This is a genomic window from Rhodoblastus acidophilus, assembly GCF_025961575.1.
In the GTDB taxonomy this organism is placed as follows: Bacteria; Pseudomonadota; Alphaproteobacteria; order Rhizobiales; family Beijerinckiaceae; genus Rhodoblastus; species Rhodoblastus acidophilus_C.
In genome coordinates, this window is sequence record NZ_JAOQNX010000014.1 from 83906 (window position 1) to 96351 (window position 12446).

At 68.5% G+C, this 12446-nt stretch carries 10 protein-coding genes; 3 read left to right on the forward strand and 7 right to left on the reverse strand.

Annotated elements, in window-relative coordinates:
- Window positions 1-110: 110 nt before the first annotated feature.
- From M2320_RS11625 to M2320_RS11655, 7 genes are all read right to left on the reverse strand, one after another.
- Window positions 111-929: an efflux RND transporter periplasmic adaptor subunit gene (locus M2320_RS11625; protein WP_264597413.1), complete on the reverse strand. Its 819-nt coding sequence runs from the start codon at window positions 927-929 to the stop codon at window positions 111-113.
- A complete protein-coding gene (locus tag M2320_RS11630) occupies window positions 929-2902 on the reverse strand; it encodes a DEAD/DEAH box helicase (RefSeq protein ID WP_264597414.1) in 1974 nt (657 codons plus the stop codon). Before M2320_RS11630 ends, M2320_RS11625 begins: the two co-directional genes overlap by 1 nt.
- Window positions 2895-5045: a peptidase M50 gene (locus tag M2320_RS11635; RefSeq protein WP_264597415.1), complete on the reverse strand. Its 2151-nt coding sequence runs from the start codon at window positions 5043-5045 to the stop codon at window positions 2895-2897. The genes M2320_RS11630 and M2320_RS11635 overlap by 8 nt, the downstream gene beginning before the upstream one ends.
- Entirely contained in the window at window positions 5042-6877 is a 1836-nt protein-coding gene (locus M2320_RS11640) for an HlyD family efflux transporter periplasmic adaptor subunit (protein WP_264597416.1), read from the reverse strand. Before M2320_RS11640 ends, M2320_RS11635 begins: the two co-directional genes overlap by 4 nt.
- A 13-nt stretch (window positions 6878-6890) precedes the next feature.
- Window positions 6891-7196: a DUF3467 domain-containing protein gene (locus tag M2320_RS11645; protein WP_264597417.1), complete on the reverse strand. Its 306-nt coding sequence runs from the start codon at window positions 7194-7196 to the stop codon at window positions 6891-6893.
- A 344-nt stretch (window positions 7197-7540) separates the two neighbouring features.
- The gene (locus tag M2320_RS11650) at window positions 7541-8857 is read right to left on the reverse strand and encodes a DEAD/DEAH box helicase (protein ID WP_264597418.1); all 1317 of its coding nucleotides are present in this window, start codon (window positions 8855-8857) and stop codon (window positions 7541-7543) included.
- 217 nt (window positions 8858-9074) lie between these two features.
- Window positions 9075-9284, reverse strand: a complete 210-nt coding sequence (locus tag M2320_RS11655) for a cold-shock protein (RefSeq protein WP_184427636.1) — start codon at window positions 9282-9284, stop codon at window positions 9075-9077.
- Window positions 9285-9567: 283 nt separating this feature from the next.
- Here M2320_RS11655 and M2320_RS11660 point away from each other — a divergent pair, with 283 nt between their 5' ends.
- Genes M2320_RS11660 through M2320_RS11670 form a run of 3 tightly spaced genes read left to right on the forward strand, consistent with a single transcriptional unit; the run spans window position 9568 to window position 12442 of the window.
- Window positions 9568-10143, forward strand: coding sequence for a 2-oxoacid:acceptor oxidoreductase family protein (locus M2320_RS11660; RefSeq protein WP_264597419.1), 576 nt, complete (start codon window positions 9568-9570; stop codon window positions 10141-10143).
- A 10-nt stretch (window positions 10144-10153) separates the two neighbouring features.
- Window positions 10154-11416, forward strand: coding sequence for a transketolase C-terminal domain-containing protein (locus M2320_RS11665; RefSeq protein WP_264597420.1), 1263 nt, complete (start codon window positions 10154-10156; stop codon window positions 11414-11416).
- 6 nt (window positions 11417-11422) lie between these two features.
- Complete coding sequence (locus M2320_RS11670) at window positions 11423-12442, forward strand: thiamine pyrophosphate-dependent enzyme (protein ID WP_184427633.1); 1020 nt, start codon at window positions 11423-11425, stop codon at window positions 12440-12442.
- The last annotated feature ends 4 nt before the right edge of the window (window positions 12443-12446 follow it).

A 12446-nucleotide genomic window follows, 5' to 3' on the forward strand; every position in this document is an offset into this window, starting at 1 on the left:
CAAAGTAGAACTGAGGGTTAAGTCACGCAAGGACGCCCGCTGATCTGCAACCGCCGCGAGCGCCCGCACTGGATGTCCGACTTATCTCATACTAAAGGATTAAGTAATTTTCAGGGGACGAACTCCACGGAGCAGCGCACGCCGGCGGGCAGCGCGCCCTCGGGATTCGGCAGACGCAGCTGCACCAGGAACAGCCCGCTCGACGCGTCGATCTGCGGGTCCCGGGTGATGATTTCGGCGGCGCGCGGCGCCGCCTCCGGGTCGCGCGGCGTGATCATCGCCCTGTCGCCGCGTTTCACCAGCGGATAGGCGGCGGCGGGAAGATAGACGTCCACCCGCAGCGGATCGATCTCGGTGAGCGTGGCGACGGCGTTGGCGGGGTCGGCATATTCGCCGGCATGAAGGTCGACGGCGGTGATCACGCCATCGGCGGGCGCGCGCAGGATGCGCCGCTCCAGCGTCGCCTCGAGGCGCCTGACGTCGAGCGTCGCCAGGGTGCGCTCCAGAAGCGCCTGTTCGTGATCGGCCTTGGCGGCGTTGGCCCCGGTTTGCGCGTCGTCGAGACTCTGCTGGTTGGCGATGGCCTGTTCGCGCAGGCGCCCGAGGCGTTCGGCCTTGGCGGCGGTCGAATCGGCGACCGCTTTTTTCAGGCGGATCTGGGTCTCGGCGGCGGCGCGGACGCGCGCGGCCTCCAGCTGCGCCTGCTCGACCCCGGATTCGAGCTGGGCGATGACATCCCCCTTGCGGACCTTGTCGGAGCGCTCGACGGCGACCATGGCGAGCGCGCCCGCCGTCGCCATCGCCAGCTTGTAGCTGTGGTTGGGACCGATCAGGCAGGAGGCGCCGGGGCCGAAATCCTTCAGCCCGGCGGCGCCGGTGGGCGCCGCGCCCGACAGCAGAACGCACAAAACCCGGAACGCCGCCCGCATCAGTCCAATCCTCCGGCAAAAGCCATGATCCGCGCCAGGCCCTCGTCGCGGCGCAGCAATTGCAGCCGCGCCACGCGCTTCTGCGCCTCGGCTAAGCGTTGCGCGCGCCAGAGCGCCGCCGCCGTCAATCCGGGCCAGCGGGCGAGCAGACGAAGCCAAAGGGGATCAAGCGTCCGCAGCGCGCCGTCCTGCGCGCTGACGAATTCCAGGACGAGGCCGGGATCGCCCTGGCGGGCGCAGCGGCCGACGAGCTGCCGGTCGACGCGGCGGGACTCGTGGCGTTCGCAGATCAGCACCGCCAGGCCGCCGAGCGCCGCCACGCCGGCGCCGAGCTTGATGTCGGTTCCGCGTCCGGCCATGTTGGTCACCACGGTGACGATGCCCGGCTGGCCGGCCTCGGCGACAATCTCGGCCTCGGCGCCGTCCTGCGCCGCGCTGAGGACGCGATGCGCGACGCCGGCGGCGGCGAGCGCGGCGCTGGCGCGATCGGCCTCGCGCACGCTGCGCACCGCGACCAGCGCCGGCTGGCCGCGTTTCTGCAACGCCGCAGCGACGCGCGCCGCCTCCCGCCACAGCGTCTCGCGCGTGCGAAACACCCGCCGTTTCGCCACCACGCGGCGCAGGGGCAGGCGGCGGGCGATCCAGACGGGCGCGAGCCCATAGACCGCGTGCAGCTCCGCGGCCACTTCGCGCACGGTGCCGCTCATGCCGCAGACCGCGCCATATTGGCGGAAGAAGCGCTGGAAGCTGATGCTGGCGAGCGATTTCATCTCGCCGCTCGAGGCGCAGCCCTCCTTGGTCTCGACCATCAGGCTCAGGCCGTGGCTCCAGCGCCGGTCGGGGGTCAGGCGGCCGCTCTCCTGGTCGATCAAGGCGATCTTGCCGTCGCGCACCAGATAATGCTGGTCGCGCCGCAGCACGTGGACCGCGCCGATCGCCGCGCGCGCCAGCTCCTCGCGGATCAGCCGCACGCGCCACGGCCCGTCGCGCCCCTTGCAGAACCGGGCCAGCCGGTCTTCGCCGCGCGGCGTCAGCTCCGCCGACAGCGCCAGCGGATCGACGGTGAAGTCGCGCCCCGGCGACAGGCCCGCGGCGAAATCCAGCGCGTCGCGCGCCACGGCCTGCGTGATGTCGCCGGGATGATTGGCGGAAATCAGCAGCGGCGTCACCGCCTCGTCGACGAGCACGCTGTCGATCTCGTCGATCAGAGCGACGTCCAGATTGGCCTGCAAGGGCTCTTCCCCAGAAGCGCCGAACACCCGGGCGAGCTTGCCGGCGAGCCGGCCGCCCCCGGAGGCGGCGGGGCGCGCCAGCCGGTCGCGCAGATAGTCGAACGCCGCCTCCTTGCTGGAGATGTAGACGATGTCGGCGCGATAGGCGGCGCGGCGGGCGCGGGTCTCGTCGCCGCCGACGACCACGCCGACGGTTAGCCCCAGCGCGGCATAGGCCGGCGCCAGGGTCGCGGCGTCGCGCGCCGCGAGATAATCGTTGGAGGTGACCACATGCACGCCGCGCCCGGCGAAGGCATAGGCCGCCGCCGCCAGAAAGGCGGCGAGCGTCTTGCCCTCGCCGGTCTCCATTTCCGCCACCGCCCCGCGCGCCAGCGCCGCCGCGCAGGCGAGCTGCGCCGGAAACGGCTGCGCGCCCAGCGCGCGCCGCGCCGTCTCCGCGGCGACGGCCAGCGCCTCCGCCAGAGGCTCGCGCTTCATGCCGCTGCGCCGCAGGTTTTTTCTGGCGCGCGCGGTGGCGGCGGCGAAATCGGCGTCCGACATGGCGGCGAGTTCGGCGGCGCGCGCGGCGGCGCGGGCGCCCCAACGGGCGGCGCGCCAGGATCGCGCGGGGGCTAAAGCCAAAGCGAACCGCGCCGCCAGCCAGTTCAGCGGCGATTCCACATCCGGCGGAGGGCGCCAGGGCGGCGCGCGCAGAAAAGTGGGCGCGACCACATCCGGCCGGGCGAGCACGGCGTCAGACATCGAAGCGCCCCAGGAACAATTGCCGCGCTGCGCGATAGAGCCGCCCGAGCAAGGGGCTCGCGCCATGGTCGAAGCGCACCCAGACGCGCTCGTTCCAATGGCCGGCGGGGACATCCGGGCTGCTGACGTCGATGGCGACGATGGAGTCGAGGACGACGTCCTTGTCCTTGGCCGTGGGGTCGAGCGTGAACGGCCCGCCATGGACGCTGGCCATGGCCGGCGAGGGCAGCTTGTGGGAGGCCTGCGGGGTTTCCCGCGCAATGGCGGCGCGCGCCAGCGGCGTCCACGGCGCCTCGTCGAGGCGGATGGCCACGCCCTTGACCCGATCGCGCGCCAGTTCGATCTCGCTTGCGGGCACCATGGCGCGGATCGTCGGCGCGCCCTCGGCCATCACATAGCCGACGGTCTCGCCGCGGGTGACGAAATTCTCCGGCAGGTCGGCGGCGCGCGGCGCCACGAACACGCCATCGCGCGGCGCGCGCAGGGTCAATTCCTCCTGCTTGCGCTCCATTTCCGCCAATTCCCGCTGCGACAGCTCGCGCTGGCGGCGCAGCACCTGGGTCTCGAACGGCGAATGCGCCTCGGCCGCCTGCAGCCGCGCCTCGACTTCGGCGAGCCGCGCGCGCGCCTTGGCGCGGCGGGAGTCCACATAGGGGTCCTCCAGCGCCGCCAGCGCCTGGCCACGCGTCACCGCCTCGCCCGGCTGCGCGAGAAAGCGCTTGAACACGCCGGCGGTGAGCGCGACGACGCGGGAGTCCTCGGGGACCCAGATCTGGCCGCGCACCACCGTGCCATGGGGCAGCGGCAGCGCGGCGACGAGAAGGATCAGGAGCGCGACCACGCCGGCGCTGGCGGCGACGGCGCGCCCGCGCCGCCGGCCGAGATCGGGCGACAGCGCCAGCCAGCGCGCCGCCTTGAGCAGCGGCCAGAAGATCGAGGCCGCCAGCATCCACAGGGTCAGCGCCACGCCGATGACATAATAGCGGCCGGCGACGAACAGGGCGATGCCGAACAGCGTGATCATCCGATAGGCGAACGAGGCCGGCGCATAGAGCAGGAACCAGAAGCGCTCGCCGGGGGCGAGCGTGGGGTCGCGCGCACCCGGATCGCCGAACAGATGGCGGCGGACGAGATAGAGGTAATAGGCTTGCGCGCGCGAGGCGAGGTTGGGAATTTCGAGGAGGTCGCTGAGGATGTAATAGGCGTCGAAACGCAACAGCGGATTGCCGTTGAACAGCAGTGTGGAGACGCTGGCGATGAACAGCGCGTCATAGGCCAGCGCGCGCGCCACGCCGTTTTCGGCCTTGAGCCAGACCAGCATGGCCAGCGCCGCGATCGCGAGCTCGACGATCATGCCCGCCGCGGCAATGCCGGCGCGCCGCCATTTGCCGGGGACGAGCGCCGAAGCGGAGGCGTCGACATAGGGCGCGGGCAGCAGGGTCAGCAGCATCACCCCGACTTCATGCACCTCCCCGCCGGCGAGCTTGACGGCATAGGCGTGGCCGAGCTCGTGGAGGATCTTGATCAGCGGATAGATCAGCACGATGGTGGCGAGACTTTCCGCCGCCAGCACGCGGTCCGCCATATCGGCGGTCAGCGCGTCCCAATGCGCCGCCATCTGGGTCGCCAGCCAGACCATGGCCGCGAGCCAGAGCGCGCCGCCGACCCAGGAGGCGAAGGGCCGCACCAGTCCGACGGTGGCGTTGAGGAAACGGTCCGGATCGATCAGCGGCAGGCGCAGGAACATGGGATTGCGCAGATTGGCGCGCCAGCCCTGTCCGCGCTCGCGCTCCGCCCGCTCCGCGAGATCGCGCGCATCGACGGCCGCGTCCGACTGGAGCACCCCGGCCAGATAGAGCTGCGACGCCGCGCGCAAAATCTGGTCCTGCGAGGGCGCATCCTCGCCGAAATGCGCGACCGCCTCGCGCCAGATCTCGTCCAGGCTGCGCGCGCCGTCCATGCGCAGCAGCATGAAATGGACGGCAGGCGAAAAGCGGTGGGCGCGCGCCGAATAGAGATCGCGGACGACATACCAGACCTGTCCGCGCGACAGCTGGCGCTCGATCGCCACATTGGCGCGCAGCCGCGGCTTGAGGCGCTCGATCCTGTGCCAAAGCGGCGAATGGATCGAGGCGCCGGTCATGGAATCAGGCTCCACGCCTTGATGCGCAGCCAGTCGACCAGGCTATGCGTCCAGATCCAGGCGATGTTGCGCCGGCCCATTTCGATCTTCGCCACGCCCTCCATGCCGGGCCGCAGCCGCGGATCGCGCGAGTCGATCGCGCCGATCACCTCAAAGCCGTTCACGCCATCCGCCGCCTGCGCCACGGTGGCGACGGAGTCGACGGTGATCGGAAAGGTGGCGTCGGGGAGCGCCGACAGCAGCAGCTCGCCCTTCTGTCCAGGGCGCGCGAGGCCGACATCGGCTTCGGTGACCAAAGCGGTGACCCGGTAGCGGTCGAGCGGCGCGAGTTCGAACAGGTTGTCGCCGCGCGACACCGGCTTGCCCACGGACTGGCTGAGATCGCCGCTGACCACGATCGCCCGGAACGGCGCGATCAATTTGGCGCGCGCCAGCATCTTTTCGGCGAGATCGACCTCGGCCTCGCTCTGGGCGATCTGGGCCCGGGCGATATTGACCTCGGCGAGATCGCGCTTGGCGAGCGCCTTGTCGAGTTCGAGCTGATATTGCCGCTTGCGGGCGATCTGGCGCAGCCGCTCCAGCTCCAGATCGCTGTCCTGCAATTGCGCCAGCACGGCGCCTTCGTCCACGACATCGCCGGCGCGGGCGAATTGCGCCTGGACGAAGCCGTCGAACGGGGCGGACAGGACGCGGCGCGTCTCGCCCTGGATCTGCGCCTTGGCGCGGGCGCGATAGACGTCGCCGCCGAAGGTCAGGATGAGGGCGCCAACCACGAGCGCGACGCTCGCCGCCTTGAGCCCGGCATGGCGCGGGCCGGTCAGCTTCTGCGCCAAGGCGGCGGCGCGCTCATAGGTGAGCCGGGGCAGCGAGCGGTCGAGCGCCCATTTTTCCCGCAGCATCGGCGCGGCGGCGCTGGCGAAGGCGTCGACGAAATCCACCTCCTCCTGCGAGAACGCCGCCTCGCGCGACAGGCAGACGGCGCCCAAAGCCTCGTCGCGGATGAACAGCGGGAAGGTCAGCAGGGCGCGGCCCGGGCGGGCGCCGGCGAGCCGATCCTGGGCGCTGGCGGCGTTGGGCGCGCCCGCGCGCGGCGCAAGCAAAGCCGCCTCCTGGTCGACCGCCTCCTCCATCGCCGCTTCGACCTGCCGCGCCGCTTCGGTGCGCCGGTCGAGCGACGCGCTTTGCGCCGCCGCGACAAGCCGGATTTTTTGCGCGCGCCAGCGTCCCACCGCGACGCTTTCGCAATTGAATTTCTGCGCGAGCAGATTGGCGAAGACGCGGGCGCAATCGTCGCCATGCTGTTCCGCCGCCATGGCTTCGATCGCGGCGACGAAAAACTGCGCCTTGTCGATCGAGAGCGCGCTGCGCCGGAAGGCGTCGCGCGCCATAAAAGCCTCGATCCCGGCCGCGCTCCATTGCAGATGGCGCATCAAGCGGCGAATCGCGGCGGGGTCGGGCGTGCGGGTCTCCGCCAGCACCGCGCCGTGCAAGACTCCGGCGAACACCAGGGGATAGCCGATGCGGGCGCCGCCCTCGAGGCTTTCCACCGCCGGGCGCCGCTTGTCCAACGCCGCCGCCAGGGGTTGCGCGGCCTCCGCCGTCAGGGCGCCGGCTGCGCCCTCGTCGGGGAAGCCAGCGACCGGCGCGAAGGGGCCGCGATCCGGCGGACCCAGCAGCAATGCGGCGCGGCGCACCCCTTCGGCGGATTGGACGGCGAGCGTCAGCCAGGCCCGGGCGAAAGGCGCGAGATCGGCGCTCTGCGCCAGGACCCGCCAGATGTCGGGTTCGGCGGCTCGCTCGGGCGCGACGGAAACAGCGGCGGACTCGCTCAAGGCGCGTTCGCCTTCACGGGCCGATGTTCAGGGGGCCGTTTCTGGTCTCGTAATCAGACACGCGTTCGCTGAGCAGGACCAGCAGGCGCTTGGCGGCGAAGGGCGTGAGCACGATGCGGTTGGAGAGCTTCACCTCAAAACCGTTGCCTTCCGCCAGCGACCATGTGCTGTTCAGGCCGAACAGCAGCGAAAACTCCTCGCGGGTGCTGACGATATTGACGACATTGGCGAATTCCGTCCGCATCTGGCTCTGGTCCCAATGGACCTTGGCGACGGGCTGGTCCGGCGCCGGCGGGACGGGGGCTTGAGCGTCAGTCATCGTGACATCCTCGCTGAAAATGCAGCGGCCGAAAAGCGCTTGTCTGGCGACAGCGCTGTATTGGCGGATGAAGATGACGTAAAGTCAAGCTTAGTTTGCGGACTTGTGAGGTCCGGCAGGGCGTCGCGGGCGCCCGTTTGGGGCGCCCGATATGGTTTATTTGCCGCCGGCGCTGGCGGCATTGCCCTCGCAGGCCTGCGCCGAGCCGGCGCTGACGGCCGGAATTCCGGTCGCGAGCATGAGAGCGAGAAGTGCAAAGCCCAATGTGCGCATAGCTTCCTCCGGTTGACGTCCTGGCGATCCGCCGAGCCCTATGTGGGGGCTCGGCGGCCGGAGTGAAGGGGTCAGCCGCGGCGCGCCTGATTTCTGCCGGCGCCTTCGGCCTGGGGACGCGAGGCCGGCCGGCCGTCGCGACGCGGGGCCGGGCGTGCGCCGGGCGCGCCATTGGCGGGACGGCCGTTCTGCGCCGGACGCCGCGGCGGACGCCCGCCGCGCTTCTTTTCCACCGGGGCGGCTTCGACGGGAGCGTTCGGATCGAGACGAAGGTCGGTCGCGGGAATCGCCTGCTTGGTCAGCTTCTCGATCGCGCGCAAAAGGTCGCGCTCCTCGTGGTCGCACAGCGAGATCGCCTGGCCTTCCGCGCCGGCGCGGGCCGTGCGTCCGATGCGATGCACATAGGCCTCGGGGACTTCCGGCAGTTCGAAATTGACGACATGGCTGACGCCGTCAATGTCGATGCCGCGCGCGGCGATGTCGGTCGCCACCAGCACCGCGACCTTGCCGGCGCGAAAGCCGTCGAGGGCGCGCAGGCGCTGGTTCTGGCTCTTGTTGCCGTGGATCGCTTCCGCCGTCATCCCGGCCTCGACCAGGGTCGCGGCGACGCGATCGGCGCCGCGCTTGGTGCGGGTGAAGACGATCGAACGGGAAAAGTCGGGGTTTTGCAGGAGGTCGACGAGGATTTCGCGCTTGCGCTTGGATTCCACGTGAATGACGCGCTGCGCCACGCGATCCGCCGTCTTGGCCACCGGAGTCACCGAGACCTTGATCGGATTATGCAGCATTTCGCCCGCGAGCGTGGCGATCTCCGTCGGCATGGTCGCCGAGAAGAACAGGGTCTGGCGGACCTTCGGCAGTTTGGAGAAGATCTTGCGGATCGGAACGAGAAAGCCGAGGTCGAGCATGTGGTCGGCTTCGTCCAGCACCACGGCATGGGTGCCGTCGAGGCGCAGATTGCCCTGCTGCATATGGTCGAGCAGGCGGCCGGGGGTGGCGACCAGCACGTCGAGGCCGCGCGACAGCGCCTGGACCTGGGCGCCGAAGCCGACGCCGCCGAAAATGGTGGCGACGCGCAGCCCGGCGAAGCGGCCGTAAGCCCTAAAGCTGTCGCCGATCTGGGCGGCGAGTTCGCGAGTCGGGGCGAGCACGAGCACGCGGGTCTGTTTGGGGCGGGGATGTTCGGGATAGGCGAGCAGCCGCGTGATCAGCGGCGTGGCGAAGGCGCAGGTTTTGCCGGTGCCGGTCTGGGCGATGCCCAGGAGGTCGCGCCCTTCGAGCAGGGGCGGAATGGCTTGCGCCTGAATGGGGGTAGGGGTTTCGTAGCCTTCGGTCTTAAGGGCGCGCAAAATGGTCTCGGCGAGGCCGAGATCGGAAAATTTGGTCATTTTTGCTTTCGTAGGGGCCGCCCCCGTCAGCGGGATGCGGTCGCAGAAGGCCCCGCACGGAATGGGCCGACTGTCATAACACTCCGGGCGACGCATGAATTTTTCAAAAATTCGCGTCCCATGCGCCGGCAGTTTCTTCTCCGGCCCGCGTCCGGTCATGCGGCGCGCGGCGGAAAGGAAGGCGGCAAGACCGAAATCTTGCCGCAAGAGTCGCGGTTCAGGCGACTTGCAGCTTGTCGGCCGAGGACTTGCCGGTGCGGCGGTCGACGACGATTTCATAGGCGAGCTTCTGGCCTTCGTTGAGGCCGGCCAGACCCGCGCGCTCGACCGCGGAGACATGGACGAAGACGTCGCCGCCGCCGGCGTCCGGCGCGATGAAGCCGTAGCCCTTGGTGGCGTTGAACCATTTGACGGTTCCAGTCGGCATGGAGAGTTCTTTCCTGAAGACGTTGAGACGGGCGCGCAAGCGCACCGTCCAGTAGTATCGATGTCGTGGAGATCATTGAGGCGCCGGGGCGCTGAGCCCCGGTCGACCAGCCTAAAGGCCATAACTCGATTGGTCTCAGATAGCAGTCAATCGTGACCGAAACAAGGCGTTTCGCGCCAGCTCATGTTTGCGAGATGTCAAAGCGCGGTCATGGAATCGGACGCATGATGTTGACAAGGGCAAGACCGGCGTCAGACTGGCGACCCTGGGGCAGGAGGCGCGCATGTTTCAGATCCGGATTCACGGCCGGGGCGGCCAGGGCGTGGTCACGGGAGCGGAAATGCTCTCGATCGCCGGATTCATGGAGGGGCGGCACGCGCAAGCCTTTCCCAGTTTCGGCTCCGAACGCACCGGCGCGCCGGTGGTCGCCTTTTGCCGGATCGACGACAGGGAGATCAGGCTGCGCGAGCCGATCCAGGACCCGGATTGCCTGATCCTGCAAGATCCCACCCTGCCCCGCGTCGTCGACGTGTTTTCCGGCCTGCAGCCGAACGGCTATCTGCTGGTCAACACCAACAAGAGTTTTGACGATCTGAATTTGCGCGCGCTGGTCGACAAATTGCCGGCGGGCCATGCGGTGACCGTGCCGGCGACCGAACTGGCGCTGAAACATGTCAGGCGGCCCGCGCCCAACGCCGCTTTGCTCGGCGCCTTCGCCGCGCTCACCGGCCTCGTCCATTTCGACAGCGTCTTGCGCGCCATTCAACAAACTTTTCCCGGAAAGGTCGGCGAGGCCAACGGCGCCGCCGCCCAGGACGCTTACGATCTCGTCATTCAGGAAAGCGCCGCAAAAGTCTGAGGAGCGCCCAATGCTGAAGCAAGTGGAAGGGTCTCACGCGGTCGCCGAGGCCATCGCTTTGTGCCGCCCCGAAGTGATCTGCGCCTATCCGATCACGCCGCAGACCCATATTGTCGAAGGCGTCGGCGAACTGGTCAAATCCGGGGCGCTGCAAAACTGCGAATTCATCAATGTCGAGAGCGAATTCGCCGCTTTGTCGGTGGCGATCGGCGCCTCGGCGGCGGGCGCCCGCGCCTATACCGCCACGGCCTCGCAGGGCCTGCTGTTCATGGCCGAAGCGGTGTACAACGCCGCCGGCCTCGGCCTGCCCATCGTGATGACGCTCGGCAATCGGGCGATCGGCGCGCCGATCAATATCTGGAACGATCATTCCGACGCCATGTCGATGCGCGACGCCGGCTGGATGCAATTGTTCGCCGAAAACAACCAGGAGGCGGTCGACCTGCACATCATCGCCTTCCGGCTGGCGGAAGAATTGTCCATGCCGGTGATGGTCTGCGTCGACGGTTTTATTCTCACCCATGCTTTTGAGCGCGTCGACATTCCCGAGCAGGCGCAGGTCGACGCCTTCCTGCCGCCCTATGATCCCGTGCAGGTGCTCGACCCCGACAATCCCGCTTCCATCGGCGCCATGGTCGGCCCCGAGGCTTTCACCGAAGTCCGTTTTCTCGCCCATTACAAGCAGCGTCAGGCGCTGCGGCTGATCCCCGCGCTCTCAGACGATTTCGCCAAAATATTCGGGCGCGCGTCGGGCGGGCTGCTGCGCGCCTATCGCACCGAGGACGCCGAAACCATTGTCGTCGCCATGGGCTCCGTGGTCGGCACCATCAAGGATGTCGTCGACGAGTTGCGCGACGAGGGCCAGAAGATCGGCGTGGTCACTCTGGTCTCCTACCGCCCGTTCCCCGTCGAGGCTTTGCGCGACATTTTGAAGACCGCCAAGCACGTTGTTGTGATTGAAAAGAGCGTTTCGGTGGGCTTGGGCGGACCGCTCGCCGACAATACCGATGGCGCCTTGCGCAATCTGGACAACCGGCCGCTGCTGCATTCCGCCATCGCCGGTCTCGGCGGACGGCCGATCACCCGGGCGTCCTTGAAACGACTTTTTCATGACGCCGTGCATGCGCCCTGGGAGGGACCGTTCTTCCTCGACCTCAACGAGCGCGTGGTCGGGCGCGAAATCCATCGGGTGCGAAAAGTGCGCCGCTCCGGCGCGACCGCCGAAAACATTTTGCGACAGCTCGCGCTGGCCAGCCATCTTCCGCAGGAGTGAGACGCCATGGACGACAGCACGCTCGCTCAGCAACAACAAAAGCTCAAATATTATCAGAAGGGCACGTTCACCGTCGGCAACCGTCTGGTCTCCGACGCGGAGCGGTCGGTGCAGGCGTCGGCCGAGCGCAGCAATGCGCTGACCTCGGGCCATCGCGCCTGTCAGGGCTGTGGCGAGGCGCTCGGCGCCCGCTACGCCATCGACGCCGCCATGCGCGCCACCGGCAACGATCTGATTGCGGTCAACGCCACCGGCTGCCTCGAAGTGTTCACCACCCCCTACCCCGAGACCTCCTGGCAATTGCCCTGGCTGCACTCTTTGTTCGGCAATGCGGCGGCGGTGGCGACCGGGGTTGCGGCGGCGCAGCGCGTAAAAGGCAAGGCCACGCGGGTGATCGCGCAAGGCGGCGACGGCGGCACCACCGATATCGGGTTCCAGTGCCTGTCCGGCATGTTCGAGCGCAATGATGACGTACTCTACATCTGCTACGACAACGAAGGCTATATGAACACCGGCGTGCAGCGGTCGTCCGCCACGCCGCCGGCGGCGCGCACCGCCACCACGCCGGCGCTCGGCCCGGAGCCGGGCAATGTGTTCGGCACCGGCAAATTCGTGCCGAAAATCGCCGTGGCGCATGGCATTCCCTATGTCGCCACCGCCACCGTCGCCGACCTGCGCGATTTGGAGGCCAAGGTCATCAAGGCCATGGGCATCAGGGGCGCGCGCTATATCCAGATCAACGTCCCCTGCCCGCTCGGCTGGGGCGCGCCCTCCTATGACACGATCAAACTGGCGCGTCTGGCGGTGGAATGCGGGCTTTATCCGATCTTTGAAGCCGAGCATGGCCGCATCACCCAATCGCGGAAAATCAGGCGGCGCATTCCGGTGCGCGACTATCTGATCCTGCAAAAGCGCTACGCCCATCTGTTCCGCAATGGCGTGGACGACCCGCGCGTGGCGCGGCTGCAGGCGATCTGCGATGCGCATATCGAGGACTACGGACTTTTGGGCGACGACGAAGCGTGAGGCG